The 22305-nt window shown below is 43.5% G+C and carries 19 protein-coding genes and 1 tRNA gene; 5 read left to right on the forward strand and 15 right to left on the reverse strand.

Going from position 1 to position 22305, the window contains the following annotated elements; all coding sequences use genetic code 11:
* Positions 1–479: 479 nt before the first annotated feature.
* Positions 480–552 (reverse strand) — tRNA-Lys (locus tag OCV47_RS03655).
* Positions 553–736: 184 nt separating this feature from the next.
* Between OCV47_RS03655 and OCV47_RS03660 the strand changes: the two genes are divergently transcribed.
* Positions 737–1945 (forward strand): AI-2E family transporter, encoded by a 1209-nt coding sequence (locus OCV47_RS03660; protein ID WP_262653823.1) that lies wholly within the window; start codon positions 737–739, stop codon positions 1943–1945.
* A gap of 248 nt (positions 1946–2193) precedes the next feature.
* On the opposite strand, the gene trmB is transcribed toward OCV47_RS03660, so the two are convergent.
* The gene (gene trmB, locus OCV47_RS03665) at positions 2194–2892 is read right to left on the reverse strand and encodes a tRNA (guanosine(46)-N7)-methyltransferase TrmB (protein ID WP_262653824.1); all 699 of its coding nucleotides are present in this window, start codon (positions 2890–2892) and stop codon (positions 2194–2196) included.
* 507 nt (positions 2893–3399) lie between these two features.
* On the reverse strand, positions 3400–4272 hold the full coding sequence (locus OCV47_RS03670; protein ID WP_262653826.1) for a DegV family protein: 873 nt from the start codon (positions 4270–4272) through the stop codon (positions 3400–3402).
* A gap of 216 nt (positions 4273–4488) precedes the next feature.
* On the opposite strand from OCV47_RS03670, the gene OCV47_RS03675 reads away from it, so the two are divergent.
* On the forward strand, positions 4489–5076 hold the full coding sequence (locus tag OCV47_RS03675) for a TetR/AcrR family transcriptional regulator (RefSeq protein WP_262653829.1): 588 nt from the start codon (positions 4489–4491) through the stop codon (positions 5074–5076).
* A gap of 295 nt (positions 5077–5371) precedes the next feature.
* Here the strand turns inward: OCV47_RS03675 and OCV47_RS03680 are convergent, their stop codons facing one another.
* The 7 genes from OCV47_RS03680 to OCV47_RS03710 all read right to left on the reverse strand — a co-directional run bounded on the left by OCV47_RS03680 (position 5372) and on the right by OCV47_RS03710 (position 15326).
* Complete coding sequence (locus tag OCV47_RS03680; protein ID WP_262653830.1) at positions 5372–7483, reverse strand: glutamine synthetase III family protein; 2112 nt, start codon at positions 7481–7483, stop codon at positions 5372–5374.
* A 196-nt stretch (positions 7484–7679) separates the two neighbouring features.
* Positions 7680–9854 (reverse strand): DUF5722 domain-containing protein, encoded by a 2175-nt coding sequence (locus tag OCV47_RS03685; protein ID WP_262653832.1) that lies wholly within the window; start codon positions 9852–9854, stop codon positions 7680–7682.
* A gap of 38 nt (positions 9855–9892) precedes the next feature.
* Positions 9893–10780 carry a diacylglycerol/lipid kinase family protein gene (locus tag OCV47_RS03690; protein WP_262653834.1) on the reverse strand — a complete coding sequence of 296 codons (888 nt, stop codon included), beginning with the start codon at positions 10778–10780 and terminating at the stop codon, positions 9893–9895.
* A gap of 4 nt (positions 10781–10784) precedes the next feature.
* On the reverse strand, positions 10785–12386 hold the full coding sequence (locus tag OCV47_RS03695) for an MBL fold metallo-hydrolase RNA specificity domain-containing protein (protein ID WP_256298182.1): 1602 nt from the start codon (positions 12384–12386) through the stop codon (positions 10785–10787).
* 135 nt (positions 12387–12521) lie between these two features.
* Complete coding sequence (locus tag OCV47_RS03700; protein ID WP_262653837.1) at positions 12522–13475, reverse strand: hypothetical protein; 954 nt, start codon at positions 13473–13475, stop codon at positions 12522–12524.
* Between the two features lie 213 nt (positions 13476–13688).
* A complete protein-coding gene (locus OCV47_RS03705; RefSeq protein ID WP_262653838.1) occupies positions 13689–14210 on the reverse strand; it encodes a DUF6147 family protein in 522 nt (173 codons plus the stop codon).
* A gap of 96 nt (positions 14211–14306) precedes the next feature.
* Positions 14307–15326: a DUF4367 domain-containing protein gene (locus OCV47_RS03710; protein WP_262653841.1), complete on the reverse strand. Its 1020-nt coding sequence runs from the start codon at positions 15324–15326 to the stop codon at positions 14307–14309.
* 98 nt (positions 15327–15424) lie between these two features.
* Between OCV47_RS03710 and OCV47_RS03715 the strand changes: the two genes are divergently transcribed.
* Positions 15425–16495, forward strand: a complete 1071-nt coding sequence (locus OCV47_RS03715) for an undecaprenyldiphospho-muramoylpentapeptide beta-N-acetylglucosaminyltransferase (RefSeq protein ID WP_262653843.1) — start codon at positions 15425–15427, stop codon at positions 16493–16495.
* A 91-nt stretch (positions 16496–16586) separates the two neighbouring features.
* Here the strand turns inward: OCV47_RS03715 and OCV47_RS03720 are convergent, their stop codons facing one another.
* Both OCV47_RS03720 and OCV47_RS03725 read right to left on the reverse strand, forming a co-directional pair.
* A complete protein-coding gene (locus tag OCV47_RS03720; protein WP_262653845.1) occupies positions 16587–17102 on the reverse strand; it encodes an RNA polymerase sigma factor in 516 nt (171 codons plus the stop codon).
* A 140-nt stretch (positions 17103–17242) separates the two neighbouring features.
* A complete protein-coding gene (locus tag OCV47_RS03725) occupies positions 17243–17653 on the reverse strand; it encodes an HIT family protein (RefSeq protein WP_262653847.1) in 411 nt (136 codons plus the stop codon).
* Between the two features lie 180 nt (positions 17654–17833).
* On the opposite strand from OCV47_RS03725, the gene OCV47_RS03730 reads away from it, so the two are divergent.
* The gene (locus OCV47_RS03730; protein ID WP_262653850.1) at positions 17834–18511 is read left to right on the forward strand and encodes a two-component system sensor histidine kinase NtrB; all 678 of its coding nucleotides are present in this window, start codon (positions 17834–17836) and stop codon (positions 18509–18511) included.
* A gap of 15 nt (positions 18512–18526) precedes the next feature.
* On the opposite strand, the gene OCV47_RS03735 is transcribed toward OCV47_RS03730, so the two are convergent.
* On the reverse strand, positions 18527–19174 hold the full coding sequence (locus OCV47_RS03735) for a rhomboid family intramembrane serine protease (RefSeq protein ID WP_262653852.1): 648 nt from the start codon (positions 19172–19174) through the stop codon (positions 18527–18529).
* Positions 19175–19395: 221 nt separating this feature from the next.
* Between OCV47_RS03735 and OCV47_RS03740 the strand changes: the two genes are divergently transcribed.
* Complete coding sequence (locus OCV47_RS03740) at positions 19396–19566, forward strand: DUF362 domain-containing protein (protein ID WP_256298198.1); 171 nt, start codon at positions 19396–19398, stop codon at positions 19564–19566.
* A gap of 69 nt (positions 19567–19635) precedes the next feature.
* Here OCV47_RS03740 and OCV47_RS03745 read toward each other — a convergent pair whose 3' ends face one another.
* Together OCV47_RS03745 and OCV47_RS03750 are read right to left on the reverse strand one after the other, a co-directional pair.
* Positions 19636–20313, reverse strand: coding sequence for a helix-turn-helix domain-containing protein (locus OCV47_RS03745; RefSeq protein WP_262653853.1), 678 nt, complete (start codon positions 20311–20313; stop codon positions 19636–19638).
* A 176-nt stretch (positions 20314–20489) separates the two neighbouring features.
* Positions 20490–22289, reverse strand: coding sequence for a sensor histidine kinase (locus tag OCV47_RS03750; protein WP_262653854.1), 1800 nt, complete (start codon positions 22287–22289; stop codon positions 20490–20492).
* Between the last annotated feature and the right edge of the window lie 16 nt (positions 22290–22305).

Below are 22305 nucleotides of genomic sequence, written 5' to 3' on the forward strand. Positions count from 1 at the left end.
ATCCTAGAGTAACACCATAAGCCGAAAATATCCATGATAAATTTCAAGTTTTTTCGTATCTTTTTCTATACATGAGATACAATTTGCAGTTCTGATGTATTTCTACCTGCCATATTTCATTCTAAAAGTTTATTTGTTACATTCGTTGTTCGTCTTTCTTTTAAAACATGGACATAAATCAGTTCGGATTTCACACAAGCCCTGAAAAAACTAAAACATTTACATCCAGGGTCATATATTAGACTTCCTGAATCGATTAAGCCACGGAAAAGCTAAAATTAACTGATCTCAGGGTTATATATCGGATATTTAAAGCCAATTAGACCACGGAAAATGTAAAATTAACTGATCCCAGGGTAACACACCGAATTTCCAAAACCGGGCCATAGAAAGAAAAGCGGAATTTGTTGAATCTCTGTCCATACACACAAAAAACACCGCCCCCATAGCTCCTAAGTCTACAAAAGCAGTGCCTTCAGTGCGCGATCAGGGGTTCGAACCCTGGACACCCTGATTAAGAGTCAGGTGCTCTGCCAGCTGAGCTAATCGCGCTTATTTAGTTGTTGTTCGCTCCGAACAAATGATATTATATGATATGTTTTTCTATTTTGCAAGTGTTTTTTTTAAATTTTTACAAAAATTTTTACAATTCTTTTAGACTTTCGAAAAAACCGTGCTTGTATGTCTTTTCAAAAGCGGTTATACTGAGTAAAAAGTGAATTTGCGAGGTAGTAATATGAGTCAAAATCGGAATGTTTCACCCGATGACCCATCCAAACTGGATAAGCGTCAGCGCTTTCTTCCCAATAACCGTTACTTCACCATCTGTATTTATGCAGTAACGGTGATTTTACTGGGAGCTTTGATTATCCGGGTGGTGATGACACCGTTTGCTGTCACCAACGGTATCAAGCGTGTGCTGAATGTACTGATGCCATTTCTGATGGGCGTCCTGATTGCCATGATTATGAATCCGATTATCAATCGGTTTTGCTTTCTCATGGAAAAGTATTTAAAAATAAAAAAGAAAAAGGTGTGCCGCATCCTGGCCTCTATCCTGGCCTATGTCCTGGTGCTCGGTCTGATCCTGATCTGTATTATATTCATCGTACCACAGGTATTTTCCAGCATCACTGAACTGGTGAATTCTCTGCCGAAGATGTATCGTCTTACTACAGACTTCTTTAACAATCTGCAGCAGCATTTTCCGAATACAGATATGTCAGATATTCAAAAAGCAGTTAATGATGCTCTGCCGAACCTGATTTCCACCATTCGAAATTTTGCCAGTGATATCGTACCAGCCATATACACCGCTTCTGTATCAATTGTACAGTGGGTGCTGAATGCCATTGTCGCATTGATTGTTTCTATCTATATATTAGGTGATAAAAAAGGACTGAAAAAATTAATTAAGGTCATCCTGTACAGCTTTGTCCCGGAAAACTATATCAACGGTTCCATTCAGGTTTTGCGGGAATGTAATAATATCTTCACGAACTTCATGGTCAGCAAGGCACTGGATTCCCTGATCATAGGCTGTCTGTGCTTTATTCTGATGACCATCTTTGATCTGGATTATGCCGTGCTGATCAGCATTGTGGTCGGCATCACTAATATGATTCCTTACTTTGGTCCGTTCATCGGTGCTATTCCGGGCTTTCTGATTCTGCTGATTGTGAATCCGTGGAAGTCTCTGGGATTCCTGATTATGATACTGATTCTTCAACAGTTTGATGGTCTGTATCTTGGACCAAAGCTGATGGGAAGCTCCGTCGGTATGAAGCCTTTATGGATTATCATATCCATTACTCTGGGCGGCAAGATCGCCGGTGTCCTTGGTATGTTCCTGAGTGTTCCGATCGGTGCCATTCTTGTTTACCTGTTTAATCTGCTGATCGACCGGGTTCTGAGCAAAAAAAATATTGATCGGGATAAGATCTGAGCAGACAGGTTTTCTTCCTGTTTTACCGTTTAGAAAAGCAGCTGACCATCCGCCAGCTGCTTTTTCACTTCTTCTTTTTGGGAGGTTCCCCCTGTAACACATGAGAAACCTCCTGAAAAGACTTTTTCATTTGTGTCATTCGCTTTCCGCCAATCTGGCGGTCATACAGAAATAATGAAAGCTGACTTTTCCATCCATATTTTCGCATCTATGCTCCGATCTTCCCCAATCAGTTTCATTTCCTATATTTATATGCGTTCCTGCCGCTCCCGGTCAATCACCATCTTACAGATCGGATTGCCCTTAGATGCGAACTTTTCTTCATACTCGGTCATGATGTTGTCCTTCATCAGTTCTGCATCTGCATGCAGATCGAAGGTATGCATCAGCAGTCTCCAGCCTGCCGGCTCGATCTCCTCCAATGCAAAATCAAACAATCCACGGTTGTCGGTCTTGAATTCAATGGTACCGTCTTTTTTCAGAATCTGATCATAGCGTGCCAGAAACTGTCTGGATGGCAGCCTGCGCTTAGCGTGGCGATCCTTCGGCCATGGATCAGAAAAATTCAGATAGATCCGTGCCACTTCTTCCGGTGCAAATACTTCCGGCAGTTCTGTGGCATCCATACAGATAAAATATAGATTCTCCGGAATATTCGCCGCAGCGGTCACTGCTTCCTGTCCCTCTGCCTGTTCTTTTCCCTGCAGCTTTTCCACTGCACGGAGCAATACACTGGTATATCGTTCAATACCAATGTAATTGATCTCTGGATGCTTTCTCGCCAGTTCTGTAATGAACCGTCCCTTTCCCATTCCAACTTCAATATGGATAGGATGATCATTGCCAAATACTTCCTTCCACTGCCCACGCTGGGCTTTAGGATCCTGAATCACCAGTGGACTGGATGCAATCACGTCATTCGCTCTTGGTATGTTTCTTAATCTCATAGATATTCTCCCTGGCCATGACAGCGTCCACTCACCAGTGGCAGCAAGCTGTCATATTCCTGTTTACTCTTACATTCAGCGTCTTCCCGAACTCATGCCGGTTCGAAACAATTGGATTTTTACTACGGTTCATGGTAGCCGAGAACCTGCAAAAAGTCAAGCAATTTCGTCCTGGTACCACCCAGAGAATCTACAAGCCTGTTTTGTATACACGATCTTATTTTTCGTTGTCGAAAAAAGGCGTTTTTTGTGAAACACATCCAAAACATTCGTTCTGAAAAAAACCTATGTAAACCACTTTTGTTATTCACAAAAATGTGGATAATGTGTATAACTTGGTGTATAACTGCACTTTTATTGGGTTTGTGGACATAATTTGTGTGGATATCGTGGTTTATAATATTATGTGCATAAGTCGTAATTTTGTTAATTGTGTCATTTTTTTGTACAATTTGTCGAGTGACATAATTCTGATTATGACAACTGCTCCACGATTCCTCCTGTTCCTTATTTTTCTCCGAAAAAGATCACCGCTACCATTCCCGGGCCGGTATGAGATCCGATGATCGGACAAAGCATCATTTTCGTCACATCGGCATTTGGATTTTCTTTTTTTATCATGTTTTCCACTTCATCAGCATATTCTTCACAATCCCCGTGGACAATATAAACTCGATTGCCATAAGAATCATCTCTTTGCTTCTTGTACTTGCTCTCCAGCGCTTTTAACCCCATCTTCGGGCCACGTTTTTTCTCAATGGTGATCAACTTACCCTCTGCATCTACTTCCAGGATAGGCTTGATATTCAGCGCAGAACCTATGATAGCTGTGGTCGCCGGGATTCTGCCGCCTCGCTTCAGATACATCAGGTCATCCACCATGAACCAGAGCGTCATCTTCCCTTTGTTCTCATTCAGCCATTTGGCGTTTTCTTCGATGGTCATGCCATTTTTCTGATTGCGAATCGCACATTCCAGCAACAGTCCCATGCCGCCGGTTGCACAAAGACTGTCCACAGGCACTACCTTTGCATTCGTATAGGTTTCTGCCAGTTCGTTAGCTGCCATACAGACCGAATCAAAGGTCTTGGTCAGGCCACTGGACAGGGAAAGATACAGAATCGACTTTCCTTCTTTTAAGATGGATTCAAAGGTCTCCACATAAGTATGTGGGGTAATCTGACTGGTCTGCGTCACTTTTCCCTGCCTCTGTGCATCATAGAATTTTTTCAGAAATGCTTCCTCTTCCAGAGCCTCGCAGATCCGTTCCTCATCTCCCACCATATACCGCATCGGTACAAAATGTATGTTTTCATTTTTCAAAAATTCTGGGTCAATATCCGCAGATGCATCTGTATAAATTAAATATTCTGTTGCCATAAATCCCTCCAATTATGTAACATGTGTTGCTTTTGTAATATATGTGGATTATAATAGGCGCATACTACAGAAACAATGGTCAATGTCTCTGTATCTGTTACTTTTGAAACAGATTGCACAGCACTGTTACTTAAACCATAGCTTTTTACAAATTTGATACTGCAATTCACTATGTAACTTACATCACGCTCCACACTGCATAGAAAGGACTGTTTCATGAATTTACCGGAAAAGCCAACCGATCGTCGGGTTTTACGCACGAAAAAAAATATCCGTCAGGCATTTTTACATCTTTTATCTGAAAAATCTCTGTCACAGATTACTGTAAAAGAATTGTCAGATCTGGCTGATATTAACCGGAAAACTTTTTATATGTATTATTCTAATATAGAAGATATTTTTGCAGAACTGGAAGATGAACTGGTTCTGAAGCTGGTTCATGTATTCGAAAAAGAATTGTTCCAAAAAGAGATGTTTAATTCTTATTCTTTTTTTGAAAATCTGAACCACACGATTCAGGAGGATATTGATCTTTATCGCATTCTGAATCATTCTGATCTGCTTCCACATCTGATTCAGCGAGCCAAAAATGCACTGATCGAAGTTTTTTTTCGGAAGTATAACATATCGGCTGATTCAGACAATGAGCGCTATATCCTCTATGCAGAGTATGCCGCCTCTGGTATCTTATCCATGTACACCAAATGGTTCAGCCGTGATTTCCATATGTCACTGGAAGAGCTGACCAGGACCGCTGCCGAGATCACCTTGTACGGATTGCAACATCTGCTTCCACAGACATAAAAGTCTGGAGAACCTCCCGTCTTTTCCGACAGGATTCTCCAGACTCTATTTACTCTATCTTATTTTTTCTTTCGTACAATTGCCTGATTCTTTCTATTGAGGCCTGTTCACCTTTTGCTATGATATGCACCATCTTAGAAAATTCCTTTTTGTTTTTTCCTATTGTAGCATCATTTTTCTAAATCAGAAAGATATTTCTTCTGATCCACAGACAGCGAAAAAGCACCTTGGACGAGGTGCTTTTTCGGATTTAAGGATATATGAACATTGTGTTACAATGAAGTAACCTTATCTGTTAGACCTCGAAGAGCAGGTCTCCATAGGATGGCATTGGCCATGCTTCCTTATCCACGATCATTTCCAGTTTATCTACCGGAGCACGAAGTGCTGCCATAGCCGGAACGATACTGTCATGGAAGAATCTTGCCTGTTTTTCGACATCTTCGATGGTTGCAGCTTCTGCTGTCAGTTCTGTCAGTTTGCCAAGTGCTGCCTTGGTTTCTTCCAGCAGATCTGAAGTCTCATTCAACAGACCTACCTGAACGGTTGCTTTTGCACCGGCTGCTGTCACTGCATTGATGGTATCTGCCAGACTCTTAGTGTAACCAATAACTGCCGGAACAATCTGCTTGCTGGCCACATCGATCATAGTCTTTGCTTCAATATTGATTGCTTTTGCGTATGCTTCATACTGAATCTCTACACGTGCTTCCAGTTCTACCTTGCTGTATACATGGAATTTTTCGAACATGGAAACAGATTTTTCAGTAACCAGAGCAGGAATGGCATCTACCATAGATTTCAGGTTTGGCAGGCCTCTTCTTTCTGCTTCTGCTACCCATTCATCGGAGTAACCATCGCCGTTGAAGACGATTCTCTGATGCTCGGTTGCATATTTTTTGATCAGATCATGTGCGCACTGTTCAAAGTCTTCTGCTTTTTCCAGTTCATCGCAGGCTTCGCAGAATGCTTCTGCTACGATGGTGTTCAGCACGATATTCGGTGATGCGATAGAATCCTTGGAACCAACCATACGGAACTCGAATTTATTTCCGGTAAATGCAAATGGTGAGGTTCTGTTACGGTCTGTTGCATCTTTGGAAAATACTGGAAGAGTCTTCACACCGGTATCCAGCTTATCGCCAGTGATACTGTGTGTAGCACTTCCTGTACTGATTAACTGTGCCACTACGTCATCCAGCTGATCTCCAAGGAAAATAGAAATAATTGCCGGAGGTGCCTCGTTGGCTCCCAGTCTGTGATCATTTCCTACGTCTGCTGCCGCTTCACGAAGCAGATCTGCATGTTCATCGACCGCTTTTAAGATACAGGTCAGTACCAGCAGGAACTGAATGTTCTCATGAGGTGTTTTGCCTGGATCCAGCAGGTTGATGCCGTCATCTGTGGTGATGGACCAGTTGTTGTGTTTACCGGAACCATTAACTCCATCAAATGGTTTTTCATGCAACAGGCAGTGCAGACCATGCTCGCAGGCTGTCTTTTTCAGAATCTTCATAACCAGCTGGTTCTGGTCTACTGCAACATTTGCTTCTGAATAAATCGGAGCCAGCTCATGCTGTGCAGGAGCTACTTCGTTGTGCTGTGTCTTGGCGGTTACACCCAGCTTCCACAGCTGCTCGTTTACATCTTTCATGTAAGCGGCAATTCTCTGACGGATGGTACCGAAGTAATGGTCATCCATCTCCTGTCCTTTTGGAGGCATTGCACCAAATAAGGTACGTCCGGTAAAGATCAGGTCTTTTCTCTGTAAGTATTTCTTCTTATCAACCAGGAAGTATTCCTGTTCCGGTCCTACGGAAGGAGTTACCTTCTTGGAAGTGGTATTTCCAAATAAACGAAGAAGTCTTAAGGACTGTTCGTTAATCGCCTGCATAGAACGAAGCAGCGGAGTCTTTTTGTCCAGTGCTTCTCCTGTGTAGGAGCAGAATGCGGTAGGAATGCAAAGGATTGCGCCTGCTGCATCTTTTCTTACATAAGCCGGTGAAGTACAATCCCAGGCTGTATAGCCTCTTGCCATGAATGTGGCACGAAGTCCGCCTGATGGGAAGGAAGATGCATCCGGTTCACCCTGAATCAGTTCTTTTCCGGACAGCTCCATAAGGATGGTGCCATCTTCTCTCGGTGCTGTAATAAAGGAATCATGCTTCTCAGCTGTGACACCGGTCAGTGGCTGGAATATATGAGTATAGTGAGTAGCACCTTTTTCTACTGCCCAGTTCTTCATGGCCTCTGCGACCACATCAGCTACAGACAGATCCAGTGGTGTTCCCTCATCAATGGTCTTTTTTAATTCTTTGTACACCTTCTTCGGAAGACGTTCACGCATTACTTTGTCATTGAAGACGTCTTCTCCGAAGATCTCAGCTACGTTAAATGCCTCGCTCATAATTATCCTCCTCATCAAAAAAGGCGCTCCGCTTGTTAGCGGAACGCCTTCGTTCTCTAAAAATCTCATTTCATTCAAGATATCAATACCTTACTACTCTTTTTTTCAAAATGCAAGTGCTTTTTAAAGATTCAATAATTGAAAATTTTATACATTGTAATTTATTTTTTGCATAATTTTCAATCTTCCTGTCAGCTTATTTGACCTTTGCAGCCTGTCGCATACTGGAAATCATGATCTTTGCACCTTTTTTCCAACGTGTCTTCTTATTTGGTCGTACCCAGATCTGGATCTTATCTACGGACTTTCTTCCTGACCATTTAGACAGATTCACACTCACCTGCTTCGTGGTATTGCCCTTCAGTTTCATGGTGCTCTCATATACCGATGCACCATGGAAGAAACGGATCCGTACATGTGCATATTTTTCCCTCATGCCAACCACTTTCAGCTTACAGGTAAAATACTTTCTGGATTTGAAGTTCAACGCCTTGGTGAAGCGCCATCCAGCACCGCTGTACAGATTCGGATTGGCAGATGTGCTGACCTTTACCGTAGTGGTGGATCCCTTCTTTTTTACGGTGCCATTATAACCGTTCTTCAGAGAGTTACTGATGGATTTTGCCTTGCTTACTTTGTGAATACTGCTTATCTTTCCATTACTATAACCTCCCATGGAGGTGAACCGATTCCAGGTAAATCCCGGAATTACCGAATTCCAGCTGCTGATGCCGATGACATTCAGTGCGAACTTTGATACTTCCTGAGATCCGGCGGAATCAATATACTTAAATACATTCCAGATCTGCTTTTTCTTATTCGCATACTCCAGATTGCCTTTCTTGTTCGTCCATACCCCAAGATACAGTCCCTGGGAAGTCTCTGCCACATGATCCACATGGCGGTTCATGATAAAGGAATCCACTTTGTCATTGAATTCCGTAATATAGTAAGCATACGCCCAGGCAGCTGCCTGCTTCGTCTCATTGGTCACGCCATTGGTCCTGGAGGTAAATCCCTGCTCAGACAGAATAATCCGTACATCACTGCGGAAATGAGTGGACATATAATTGCTCAGATAGCTCAGATTCTTCATGGTCACCTGCTTCGTACTGTCTGAATTGGTGACATTGTCATTCCAGAAGTTCGCATCTGTCAGCGGAGAAGGATATGGATGAAATGCCAGATTCCAGTTGATATCTCCCTCCTTTTGCAGGCAGGCTGCAAAGGCATCCAGTGTAGACCTGGAGGTGAAACATTTGCCATGAGGCTGAAGCATATTCCACAGATGATCCAGGGAAATATAGACTCTGGCATTGCTGTATACGCTGCGCAGTGCCATATCCACAATCCGGAAGCTTCTGGTATAGGCTTCGATATAATCCTGAAATCCCAGCCGTCCCAGATAGTTGTAGTCATTGTAATTGTTAACTTCATTTCCCACAATCCAGTTTACTACCGTCCCATACTTACCGTTACTGTTCATGTAGCGGTCTCCCAGGAAATGCATCAGCGCTTCCAGGGTCTCTACCCCTTCCTGATTCATGGTATTAAAGCCATAATAATTCTTTCCTGCTCCCCTTGCATCCGGCGCAATCAGCACCTTTCCTCCATAATTGTTACGCAGCAGCAGAATGCCGGACACGATCACATTACTCTGAGCCAGCTGCTTCGTTTGGCTGTCCACTTCGCTGCAGCCCGACTTCAGGAACCAGTACTGTTTCCCCTGATAATAGTAGGAATAACTGGAAGAAGCATTCTTCTGACTTCCAGTCGGTAAAAATGTATCCAGGCAGATATTCACTGCCGCATGCTTGATTCCCAGATCCTCTGCATCTGAGATCATCGTTGGTTTGATATGTAATCCCTTCTTGGATGCGGCCTTTGGAAACGCCTTTGTCACAGGAGCCAGTACCTCCGGATTGGTAAGATACTGGTAATTGCTGACGATCTGATACTGGTGATTCCGCTTTACCGCAATGGCAAACTTCCGGTATAACAGGCTGGCGGTACTGTTCAGATTCAGATCTGCGCCATACTTCACCAGACTCTGCTGAGGCAAAGTCCCTGCCAGAATACTTTTCTGACTCACCGACTTCTCATAAGGCAGAAGTGCCACCAGATAATAATTCCCATCTGTGCCGGATACATAGGGGCTTCCCGTTGCCGTCACTTCCACTCTTCCGTGATTGGACGGATCAATCCGACAGCTCTGTATCGTCAATGCACCCGCAGCCTCACCCGTTACACCAGATACGCATACTACCAGCAGAAACAGGAAAATCCACAGAAAAGATCCTCTCCTGCCCTGCCCTCTTTCTTCTTTCACACTCACTCTCTTTCCCTCGTCTCTCTTATATTCATCCTTCACAGAAGCCCGCTGCTTCTCTCTTGCCAGGCTCTGGCCTCTTATACCAGCAGACTCAGTGCCTGTTTGTCATTCTTCACATCCACCACCTCATGATAGCCGCCAAATTCACCATCCAACGTCCAGGCTACCGGATCACCGGATATGAACTTCACAGCCTTACTGCGGAACTGATAAAAATATTTATTATTCTCTGATTTACCGGCAATGACTGCCTGGATGATCTCGTTCAGTTCCAGAATATTTTGCGGAGTCTTGATCAGCGTCACTTCAAACACGCCATCATCCAGATGGACATGCTTGCCGGTGATATTCCGGAAGCCGCCAACCGATGTAGAATTTGTCACCATACCAAACAGGAAGTTTCCCTCCACCGTCATCTCTTCTGATTCCACCTTCATCGGATAAGACTTGATCTCCGTCAGCTTCTTCATCCCTTCCAGAATATAAGCCAGATGTCCCAGCACATTCTTCACATCCTGGCTGGTCTCATAGGACACATCCGTAAACAGTCCAAATGCTGCAATATAGACAAAATAGTCATCGTTGAACCGCCCGATATCACACGGGAACTCCTTCCATGCAGCGATGTGCTCTGCCGCCTTGGTCATGCTGGTAGGTATCTTCAGACTATGGGCAAAATCATTCGTACTGCCACACGGAATATAGCCGATAGCGCTGCGCTTCTCGCATTCCATCATCCCGCTGATGACCTCGTCCAGTGTACCGTCGCCCCCGCTGCAGATCACCAGTTCATATCTTCCCTCTACCTCTTTTGCCTTCGCTCTGGCATCCCCGGCAGACTGGGAAATATAAAGCGTCAGATCAAATTCCGCTTTCACAAAAATGTCTACGATATCCAGCAGCTTGCTGCGGATCGATCCTTTCCCCGACTTCGGATTCACTATAAATAATACCTTTTTCTTCATTCAATTATCGCTCCCATTTATCACATAGTGCATCGATCTGGTCTGCAAACTTCGCCAGATCTTTATTGGCTCCGCCTTCATTGCGGCGAATCACAGCCAGCAGCCTCTGTCCCGCTGCCAGCAGTCTGTCATAGACTGTATTCTTCCGGCTGCCCGGTGCATATTCCTTCTTCGGAATCAGAATGCCCGTTGTTGCCTTAATGTAACGGTTCTGTGCCAGATCATAGATAGTTCCACTATACGGTGCATCTGCATCCAGTCCCAGTTCTGCACGAATCCGGCTGGCAAATGCCACACATGCATCATCATCTCCATGATTCACAAAGACTTTATCCGGCTTCTTCTCAAAAGAAGCAATCCATCGATACAGACCATCTTTATCCGCATGACCACTGATGCCTGCCAGTATATGGATTTCTGCCTGTACCTCGATCTCTTCTCCGAACAGCTTCACATGCTTCGCACCTTCCACCAGCGCCCGTCCCAGTGTGCCGTTGGACTGATAGCCCACAAAGAGAATCGTGGATTCCTTTCTCCACAGATTGTGCTTCAGATGATGCTTGATACGGCCGGCATCACACATACCGCTGGCAGAAATGATCACCTTCGGTTTCTCATTAAAATTGATCAGCTTGGACTCGTCTCCGGTAATCGCCGTCTTCAGGCCCGGGAATCCAATCGGGTTAATCCCCTTATTCACCAGCTCCAGTGCCTCTTCATCAAAATCTTCCATCTGCTCCATGAAGATCCTGGTAGCTTCGATGGCCAGTGGACTATCCACATAAACTTCAAAATTCTCATGTCCGTGGATCAGCTTATCTTCCTTGATCTTCCGGATAAAATACAGCATCTCCTGGGTACGCCCCACTGCAAATGCCGGAATCACCACATTACCGCCCCGGTCAAAGGTTCTCTGCATAACTTCCGCCAGATCTCTGATGTAGTCCGGTCTCGGTCCATGACTGCGATTGCCATAAGTAGACTCCATAACCACATAGTCCGCATCCTTCAGATACTGTGGATCACGGATCAATGGCTGGTTCTCATTGCCAATGTCACCGGAAAATACGATCTTTTTCTGAATGCCATCTTCTTCGATCCATACTTCTATCGAGGACGAGCCCAGCAAATGTCCGGCATCCACAAAACGGATGGTAATGCCGTCTGCGATAATCTGCTTCTCCAGATACCGGCATCCTACAAAACACTTCATCACGCCCTGTGCATCCTCTACGGTATACAGTGGCACGTAAGCCTCTTTACCAGCTCGTTTTCCCTTACGGTTGCGCCATTCTGCCTCAAACATCTGAATATGTGCACTGTCTCGAAGCATGATATCACACAGCTTCTCCGTAGCTTCCGTGGCAAAGATCTGTCCCCGGAATCCATTCTTGTATAACAGAGGAAGCTTACCGGAATGATCGATGTGGGCGTGCGTCAGCAGTACCATATCCACCTCTCCCGGAGCAATCGGCAGATCTTCATTCACAAAAGTATCTACGCCCTGCTCCATTCCACAGTCAATGAGAATCTTCTTTCCACATGCTTCCAGATACGTACAGCTTCCGGTAACTTCATGGGTTGCACCTAAAAATGTAAGCTTCATATGACCCCTCCTCCCTCGTTCTCCTTTTATAGGAATATGATCCCTTTCACACTCTTTGGGATCATAAAAAACGGGATATACTTTACTTAAAGTATACCCCATTCTCTGTGGATTCGGTAGTGATTTTTATACGGTTTATAAAGATTTTAGGATTGCCGGCTCCGCCATTCGAGGCACATAATATCCGGAGATGCACAGTCCCGACTGCTCTCCGGTTGCGAAGAAACGGCGGTGTGGATCTCCCACCGTGATGGCCTTTACCACCTCGGCCGGTGTCTTTTCCGTTCCTACCAGCCAGCGGGCAAATCCCCGTTCTCCGATCTCTTTTATTTCATCTATCTCAAATGATGACAAATCCTTATCTGGCAGCCCGACGATCCGCAGCCTCTTTCGATGCTGACCAATCAGCTCCAGAACAGCTCCCCTGTTCTCGCTTCCATCTCCTTCTCCTGCTGAAGCGAACAGCAGATGTCCGTCCAGGAATTGGCTGCAGCATTTTTGATTCTGTCTCTTACATAAAGTGAAATCGTTGCACAGCAGACAGCGCATCTCACAGGTCAGTTTGTCATGATCGGCCCTGGCCATGCATTCTCCACCCTCTATCGCAGGCTTGATGCTGGCCAGACATTCTTCTGTTTCCGGTGTACCTTTGGCATCTGCATGATAAAAGGCCAGCGTCGATTCTTCTCCTTCTCTGACCGGTACGATCTGCAGAAATTCTCTGCAAAGGGTCAGCCGTACCTCTTCCCGCACCACACGCACCCGCTCTACCCCTGCCTGCAGCAGCATGGACGTCACCTGTTCTTCTTCCCTGCCATCCGGGATCATGGCTTCCACAACTCGGCAGCTGCGGGCTGTCCGGCAGGCCCGCTGAATCGCTGCCGGTGCATAGTCGCCCAGGATCAGCAGATGATACTCATTCTCTTCAGATGCATAAGATACTCCTTTTTCGGTACAGACAAAGCCTCCTGCCAGATACAGGAAACACAGATCCTCCTGTTCCTCCTCCATCTGATTGCGGATACTTCCGCTGTAGCACACCCCTTCTGTTACTTTATGGAACAGATATCGATAATACTTGGCTCTCATTTTTCCTCCCCGTTGTTCTTCTTCACACAACAGGGGACTTTCGTGAGGCTCTTGCGAAATGAAAGGTAATGTATGGGGGAAACAGTCATTTCGCAGATCCGCAGTCTCTCTTCTCGTATTTACCGTCGGCATTTTCTTCACCTCTTGAAAGCCCCTGTGTGCAAACATCTATGTAATTTCACAGATTAACAGTTACACTCACTTTTATTTGAGTTACTCGTCATGGCCTTCGCCAAAATAAATGCCATCGGTAATACTTACGTTACTTTCCAGAGTCGTGCCAAACCGAGCAATATGGCCGGCACGGCAGCGATAATAGTAGCCTTTCTCTACGAAAATATTGATACTATAGGACAAACTATAGGCATCATTTCCTCTTTTTTCTCTGGACCAGACTGTCTGCCAGGTGCCATCCTCCTGCATCTGATCCACATATAATCCCAGATATAATTCATCACAAACACGATAGGCAATTGTATAGCCATCAATAGTGGCAATATCTTTATCTGCCCTGGTAATAGAACAGCCTCCCTCTGCCAGGTAGTCTCCATGTGGTGCGATTCCATAGTTGGGACTAAATGCACTATCTCCTAATGTCAGTCTCGATCCATCAATAACCATCCCTGGCTGGAACTTCATTCCACCCTCTTCTGCCGATGCGGAAATCGTAAACAGGCTTAATACCATCAAGATCCCCATCAGAATCAACATCCCTATGTTTCTTTTCTTTGTCATGTGTTTTCCTCCTTCCCCATATCTTTTTACATTACATAGATAAATACGGTTCTGGCTTTCTTTCATGACAGTTTTTGCTAAAATTATTTAAAATTTTTAAAAAAAGATTGATTTAATAAGATTTACAAATTCTTCTCTTGGCAATTCCCCCAACATATGATAGTACGTATTATCCGTTACAAACTCTGCCATATATTTATCCTTAAATTTACCCTCTATCTCCGCTACTTTGACTGTTCCCATATCTGTATTCACATCGAAGACCTCTTTTATATTACCGTCCTTAATACTGCCTTTTGCCGTTCCTCTTTCGTCTTTTCTCATAAGAATTGTTATAATTGAATCATTATAAGAATAAAACAACCTTGCTATTTTTGCTTTTGTGTCAATTTCATATTTCTCAAACTGCATTCCCTTTAATTCATACATAAACCTCACTGGTTTTATTCCTAACTGATCCTCAATATCTGCTATAGCCTCAAACTCGCCCGCTTTATAATTTTCTCGATCAGTCTCATTATTCAGCCTTCCCAGTGCCTCATCCCCTACCCAGGTATTGATCACATTGATCAGCCTCGTCCTGTTGGCCTCGGTGCTGACTCCCACCAGGAACACGCAGACCAGTACGGCCGCATTCACCGCAAAGCGTATCGCCCATCTGTGTTTCTTTTGATTGCGCATACGTTTCCGTCCGATTTCCAGAGCCTTGCGATCTTCCTCGCTGAGGAAATCCTCCGGGCGATATTCTGCCGACTCTGTCTTCTCGGGTATCTCTTCCGTATTACCGCCAGCCGCTTCGAAGTCTGTATCTTTCTCACCTTCCACTTCTACGTCAGCTCGTACTGCCATCTTGCCGTTATCTATTTCTCCCGCTTTTTCCATAATGCGGTCAAACAGATCCGATGAGGCGTCTGTTCCTGTGATCTCAGGATGCTTTGCCAGCAATGCTTCTTCCCGTTCTACATCTCTGTCCAGCTCCATGTCAAACATCTCATCCAGAAAATGATCCTCTTCGGTATCTGCCGGCCATCCATGTCCTTTCAGGAATAGCCTGTAAAATTCTTTATCTGACAACTGTCCCTTCTGTTGTCCCAAAGTTCCCAATCTGTCTTTCATATCCTTAAGTCCCTTCTTGACTTTTACCCCCAGTAGTATAAGATAAAGATAGTGAATTCTGAACAATTACTAAAAATCTTCTAATATGGAGGTTCGTCATGAAACGAATTATCTTAACCGGCGGTGGAACTGCCGGCCATGTTACACCAAATATCGCCTTACTCCCTCGTCTAAAAGAACTGGGTTATGATATTCAGTACATAGGTTCTTATGAGGGGATCGAAAAAAAATTAATCGGAGAAATGCAGATCCCCTATTATGGCATTTCTTCTGGTAAACTTCGTCGCTACTTTGATCTGAAAAACTTCAGCGATCCTTTCAAAGTCATCAAAGGATATACCGAAGCACGCAAATTAATGAAAAAATTAAAACCAGACATCGTCTTTTCCAAAGGCGGATTTGTCTCTGTTCCTGTAGTGATGGCTGCTCATCGTGCACACATCCCGGTTATCTGTCATGAATCTGATATGACACCGGGTCTGGCCAACAAGCTAACCGCACCGTTCGCCACCAGGATCTGCTGCAACTTCCCGGAGACAGTGAAGTATCTTCCAGCCGGAAAGGCTGTACTGACCGGTTCTCCGATTCGCCAGGAGCTGCGCAGCGGTGATAAGGAAGCCGCCCGCAGATTTTGCGGATTCACTTCCGACAAGCCGGTGCTTCTGATCATCGGTGGCAGCCTGGGTTCCGCTAATGTGAACCATGCCATTCGCGAGATCCTGCCACAGCTTCTGCCTGATTTCCAGGTCATTCATCTGTGCGGCAAGGATAAGCTGGATCCTTCCCTGAACAGCACAACAGGTTATGTACAGTTCGAATATATTAAAAAAGAACTGGCAGATCTCTTTGCCCTCGCCGATGTCGTGGTCTCCAGAGCCGGTGCCAATGCCATCTGTGAACTGCTGGAGCTTCGCAAACCGGCTCTTCTGATCCCTCTTGGTTCCAATGCCAGCCGAGGTGACCAGATTCTGAATGCAGAATCTTTCCGCAGCCAGGGATTCTGTGAAGTTCTTACAGAAGATGATCTGACTTCTCAGCGTCTGCTGGATACCATCCATGACCTCTACGATCATCGTGATGCCTACATACAGGCTATGGAGAAAAGTGAGCTGAGCAACGCCATCGAGACCATTACCAATCTCATCGAGACCTGTGTCTCCGGCTCCTGAGCCCTCCTTCCATAAATCAGACTTTTTCAGCACAGTACCGGTCATTCCAGACGATCTTTTTCATTTTGCTCCGGAAGTCCGGTACTGTTTCTTACTTCAACTCCTGATATTCTTCACCAAAACGTTGCTTCAGGAACTGTCTGCCTCTGCATAATCTGGCCCGCAGCAGATCAATCGAAATGTTCTTTTGAGCCGCCACATCTGCCATCGGCAGATTCAACATACAGACCTCATAAACCGCATCGTACCAGTCTTGGTTTTTCTCCTCCAGTTCTGTCAGGATCTGTCGCAGGAAATCTTTTCTGCTGACTTCTTTTGCCATATCTACCTCATAACAGTACTCTGTTTCACTTTCTTCTATTTGCGTATGATCAATTAACCGCAGTTTCTTTTTTCGGAAATCATCTGTCAACAGGTTCTTTGCTACCGCCAGAAGCCAGCCACGCTCTGCGCCCGTTTTCACCACTTCACGGTATTCCAAATACTTTAGAAATGTCTGCTGACAAATATCCTCCGCCAACTCACGATTGTTCGTACGAAGCAACACCGCATGGAAAATCAGCCGATAATTCGCCTGAAAAACCACATGGAATGATTCGTCCTTCATAATCTCACTTGTATCTGCTCAATACCCTCACAGATACTTTCCTTTCTTTATTCAAGTTGAGACCGCAGATTCCATTTGCGGTCTCAACTGGTAGTATTTCTGTTTACTGTTGCCTATCCTCTTTCCTGTCTGTTCGAGCCTTATCGTCCGAACTTCTTCAGCACTTCTTCCTTCACTTCATCAGTCAGTGTGCCCGGCTTCCATGTTACGCCCACCTTATCATGCTTCATTCTTGGGATCAGATGAATGTGAAAATGAAATACTGTCTGACCTGCTGCCTCATGATTGTTCTGTACTACATTGATTCCATCGCAGCCCAGCACAGACTCCATCTTCGTTGCCATCTTCTTTGCCAGAATAAATGCCTTTGCCACCAGTTCCTCCGGCATCGCCATAATATCTGCATAATGTTCCTTCGGAAGGATCAGCATATGTCCTTTCGCTGCCGGTCCCACATCCAGAATCACCTTAAAGTCGTCATCCTCATATACCACAGCAGATGGAATATCCCCTGCTAAAATTTTACAAAAAATACAATTGTGATCTGTCATGTTTTTGTTCCTCCTGCGTATATATTTATGTAAGCATTCTTATCTGATAACATATTAAGACTATTTCTTTTGGAATGTCAACTGAAATATGTGTCAAAAACATTGATTTTATAAGGTTTTTTAAGGGGCGGTAGAAGTTTTGTCACCGTCCGTTTGCTATGCTTTTCCGAGGAGGTTTTTATGCACACGAACGAAAAATATGAACTGTTATTATCTGCCATTTCACACGAGATCCGAAATCCGGTCACTCTGATCAACAGCTATCTGCAGCTGATCTCATCTGCACATCCGGAGGTCGGCACTTTCGAATACTGGAACACCGTAGGAGAAGAAATGCAGCATCTGAAGACACTTCTGGGGGATCTGTCGCTATTTAACAACAGCATGAAGATTCATCCCATTTCTCTGGATCTGAATAAGTGGATGCATGCCTACGGAATTCATGGAGAAGCATTTCTCCATTGTCTGACCGGTGACCATCCAGATAAGATGACTTTTACTACACTGATCGCTTCTGATCTGCCTTCTATGGAGCTGGATCCGGACAAGCTGCAGCAGGTGTTGGATAATCTTCTTCGTAACGCTGCAGAGGCACATGCCAGCCACATCACGTTAGAAGCCACCACCGACGGATCCCTTCTGTATCTGACCGTTTCCGACAATGGCTGCGGCATCCCACGGGAGCAGCTGCCCCATCTCTTTGAACCTTTTGTCTCTTATAAGAGCGAAGGCTCAGGTCTGGGACTTGCCATTGTTCAGCGCATAATAAAAGCCCACCATGGAACCATTACAGTCCAGAGTGAGCCTTCATCTGACACCAGATTTATTATCTGCCTGCCGTTCTCTTCTCCTGCATAATCACGGCATTCTCGTTTAGGACATCGGATCGGCATCTGTCTTTTGCTTACCACATATGGCTGTCAGCAACAGACACAGAGCCATCCCCCCAAGGAAGCCTCCCAGATGGGCCATACTGTCCGTTCCCGTCTGGGTGAAGCCTTCGATCAGTGACAGAGCCGCCATGATCATCAGCCGCCTGTTCTCCTCCCTGCTGATCCGATTCCGGTTCTTCACAGCCAGAAAAACTAACGCACCAACTACTGCAAAGATCGCGCCGGACGCCCCCACTGAAACAGCATAAGATCCTGTCTTCATCGCCACACCCATAGACAGAAGATTGCCAAGTATGCCACCGCCCAGATAAATCATCAGATAGCGCATCTTTCCCACTGTTTTTTCCAGCATATCCCCCACAAAGATCAGGAGCAGCATATTATAGAGCAAATGCTGCACCCCAAAATGCAGAAACATACAGGTAAACAGCCGGTAATATTCTCCCCGCTCTACCACCAGTGGTTCATACATGGCCCCATGATGGAGCATAAACATCGTATCCGTCGTGCTCCCCATCCATTCTAATATCACAAATACAATAATATTGGTCATCACCATCAGCAAATTACACTTTTCTCTGCTTCGCAGGAAATCCAGTGCCTCCTGCAGAGTACTTTTTTCTTCCATATGACATTCTTTCCTTTCAAAATTATCTCTACTATAACATGATTCCGCAAGGTAGCCTATCGCAATTTCTGTTAGTTCTTCCGATCTTACAGTCTGAAATAAAGTACAATCAAAACTCTTGTATTAATATTCTTTCTGTATTAGAATGAAGTCAGAAAAGCGCAGAGACGTCCCGTTTCTGTGAAAAAATAATCAAACATTATATAAGGAGGATTTTTATTATGGCATACGTTATTTCTGATGAATGTGTAAGCTGCGGAACATGTGCAGAAGCATGTCCAGCTGAAGCTATCCACGAAGGTGATGGAAAATACGAAATCGATGCAGATGCATGTCTGGAATGTGGAACATGCGAAGCAGAATGCCCAACAGGTGCTATCTCTGCAGAATAATCTGACAGGTACAGATTTCGCATTATAAGAAAACAAAGCGATCCGGGAAATTACATTTCCCGGATCTTTTTATTTCTTTTTCTTTCCTCTCAGCCGCTGGAACCAGCCGCCTTCTTTCGTTGCCGCCACCATCTGTCTGTTCTGGTGCTGCCGGATGGATTCATCCAGACGGCGATATCGTTCTTCTTCTCGCTGTTCCTGCATATGTACCAGATAGTCCATCTCTCTGGAAAATGTCACCTCAATATGCTTCTCCAGATGTTCATTATTTTCCTTCACTACCCGATCCACGATCCCTTCCACCAGAATTTCAAAATGTTTCAATTTCTCTGTGTTTTCCTGAAGAAGCTGAAGCTGATCTGGTTCCTTTGAGGAATTTTCCTCATCCTCATCAACTGATTCGCATTCATCACACGCTTTCTCAGCTGATTCCACAGCCTTTTCAGATTTCTGCGCCTGGCCGGTGCTTTCCTGCGGTCTGCCTGTATGATACTCACCATCCTGTAATTGTGTCTGGTACTTTTCCAGTCCCTTCAAAATCGTCCGGATTGCTTTTAACTGAAGTCCTTTTTCCTTGAGTTCTTTCACCTTCTGAAAGGTCTCAATATTTTCCCGGGTGTAATATCGATGTCCCAGTTCTGTCCGACCAATGGGAAGTTCCAGTTCTTCTTCCCAGTAGCGAAGCACATGCGCCTCCACCTCTACAATTTTGGCTGCATCTGAGATCAGATATCTCTCTTCCTCCACCCTGTTTCCCTCCATGTTCTGTTTTTACATCGCTTACGCATAATCTACCGGTATTCCTCCGGTTCCCTTAAATTATAACATAGCAAATCTTTTTTCTGGCAAAAAACTCATCGCAAGATTCGACGAGAATACGTATAGACTCTATTTTTATCAACATTTTTCGGCTATAATTCTATTTATGGAAGAATAATTGTTATTTTAGTTCCTTCTTTAGTCTTTTCATCACTATGTTCTGCAACTAATTTTGCATCTCTACCATAAATATACCTTACTCTCCAACGAGTATTGTTCAACCCAACTGATCCCTTTTCTCCTTCATTAAGCTCCAAAAGAGTTTTATCATCTATACCCTTTCCGTTATCTTCCACACAAAAATATCTTTTGCCTTCTTTTATAAAACACTTAATTCGAATTATATTTATTTTTTTGTTCGTTTCAATAAAAGCGTGACGATAGCTATTTTCAATAATCGGTTGTAGCATAAATTTAGGTACCTCAGTATTGTTCAATTGTGGGTCTATATCAAGTTCCAGCTGATATAATCCCTTATACCTTCTATTCATAACATCTACATAATGCAATGTATAGCGCAAATCCTTTTCAAATACTTCTGTAATGTTATCATTATCTAAAACATAACGCATCATATATGTAACATCATCCAAAATTTTACAACTTTCATATTTTCCGTCTCTGATTAATTCTAAATTCAGCATATTTAGAATATTGTAAATAAAATGTGGATTTAATTGTAAATTTATCTCTTTCAATTTAGTCTCTTGATAAAGTTTTTGTATTTCAAAATTTTTTTTCATCAGTTCCTGCATACTTCTATGCATATTATTATATGTAGTTGCCAGATTTCTTATCTCATAACTCCCCTGTTCTTTTATCTGATAATAAGGTTGCTCCTTTAGTTTTTCGACTTCTTTTGTAAGTAAAACAACCGGAACAACTATAAGACGTTTTATTACAATAGAAAAGAAAAAAATACTTATCAACACTACTAAAAGAATGATAACGCTATAGCGAGACAACATCTGAAAATAAAATGTGTTTATATCTTTCATCGGAATGTTGTACATAGATATCCAGCCTGTCACCTCAGACCTTTTATAAAATATCAGATTTTTTCTATTATCTATTGTAATAGTAACCGTTCCTACATCATTATTTGAAACTTGGTCTATCCATCCCTTTGCATAGTCAGTAGCTATATAACTTTTATGATTATGTGTAATAATAGTTCCATTCTGATCTGCTACCATATACTCAAGATTATCATATCCCATATCCTTAGAAAATACATCTGCCCAAAATCCATCCACAAAATTCAACATTAAGACACATGGATCAATTATTGTCTGTTTATCAGTTTCTTCATATAAATCAGCTAAATTTCTCACAAGTGAAAAAATATAGTAATAATCAAGACTATATAATTCTTTGAACTTTTTTTGATCATACATTTCATAAAATCGGTATGTTGGCATCCAAATCATATTGTCTCTGTTTTTTTTCACACTCTTATAAATATCTGTATCTTTAAATTTATTTTTAGGAATAAAATTTTTTCCACTTTCCGTACCTAAACTATAGTTTCCAACTATAACATTAACGGAATAAATGTCTGGAGATGCCATAAAATATTTATTAGATAACTGTTTGAATGCTTTATCAATGAAATAATACTCTACATCATTTTTACATTCCGTTGTAGCAACGATCAATCTTTTAGTTTCATTATCTGCCAAAAAACCCAAAGTATATTCTTTTGCCGCAAGCAACTTTGCATCGGAAATCTGTACAGATTTTTCCAAAAGACTTGTCATATCTGATGACATAACCTTATATAGAACACGACGTCCCTGGGAAAAAAACAATAATGTAATCAATGGAACTAATACCAGCATTACCATGATATAAAATATATTGAATTGAAAAACCAATTCCTTTTTTAAAAACTTTTTCTTCATAAATTCTCTGCCAAAT

This window comes from Muricoprocola aceti (assembly GCF_025567005.1).
GTDB classification, from domain to species: Bacteria; Bacillota; Clostridia; order Lachnospirales; family Lachnospiraceae; genus Marvinbryantia; species Marvinbryantia aceti.

Coding starts and splice junctions, on each gene's coding strand:
- OCV47_RS03670 (WP_262653826.1), bottom strand. CDS start 4,272: ATGGCAACAGAATATTTAATTTATACAGATGCATCTGCGGATATTGAC.
- OCV47_RS03690 (WP_262653834.1), bottom strand. CDS start 10,780: ATGAAGAAAAAGGTATTATTTATAGTGAATCCGAAGTCGGGGAAAGGA.
- OCV47_RS03705 (WP_262653838.1), bottom strand. CDS start 14,210: ATGACAAAGAAAAGAAACATAGGGATGTTGATTCTGATGGGGATCTTG.
- OCV47_RS03660 (WP_262653823.1), top strand. CDS start 737: ATGAGTCAAAATCGGAATGTTTCACCCGATGACCCATCCAAACTGGAT.
- OCV47_RS03750 (WP_262653854.1), bottom strand. CDS start 22,289: ATGAAGAAAAAGTTTTTAAAAAAGGAATTGGTTTTTCAATTCAATATA.
- OCV47_RS03725 (WP_262653847.1), bottom strand. CDS start 17,653: ATGACAGATCACAATTGTATTTTTTGTAAAATTTTAGCAGGGGATATT.
- OCV47_RS03720 (WP_262653845.1), bottom strand. CDS start 17,102: ATGAAGGACGAATCATTCCATGTGGTTTTTCAGGCGAATTATCGGCTG.
- OCV47_RS03710 (WP_262653841.1), bottom strand. CDS start 15,326: ATGAAAGACAGATTGGGAACTTTGGGACAACAGAAGGGACAGTTGTCA.
- OCV47_RS03680 (WP_262653830.1), bottom strand. CDS start 7,483: ATGAGCGAGGCATTTAACGTAGCTGAGATCTTCGGAGAAGACGTCTTC.
- OCV47_RS03715 (WP_262653843.1), top strand. CDS start 15,425: ATGAAACGAATTATCTTAACCGGCGGTGGAACTGCCGGCCATGTTACA.
- OCV47_RS03675 (WP_262653829.1), top strand. CDS start 4,489: ATGAATTTACCGGAAAAGCCAACCGATCGTCGGGTTTTACGCACGAAA.
- OCV47_RS03735 (WP_262653852.1), bottom strand. CDS start 19,174: ATGGAAGAAAAAAGTACTCTGCAGGAGGCACTGGATTTCCTGCGAAGC.
- OCV47_RS03700 (WP_262653837.1), bottom strand. CDS start 13,475: ATGAGAGCCAAGTATTATCGATATCTGTTCCATAAAGTAACAGAAGGG.
- OCV47_RS03740 (WP_256298198.1), top strand. CDS start 19,396: ATGGCATACGTTATTTCTGATGAATGTGTAAGCTGCGGAACATGTGCA.
- trmB (WP_262653824.1), bottom strand. CDS start 2,892: ATGAGATTAAGAAACATACCAAGAGCGAATGACGTGATTGCATCCAGT.
- OCV47_RS03730 (WP_262653850.1), top strand. CDS start 17,834: ATGCACACGAACGAAAAATATGAACTGTTATTATCTGCCATTTCACAC.
- OCV47_RS03695 (WP_256298182.1), bottom strand. CDS start 12,386: ATGAAGCTTACATTTTTAGGTGCAACCCATGAAGTTACCGGAAGCTGT.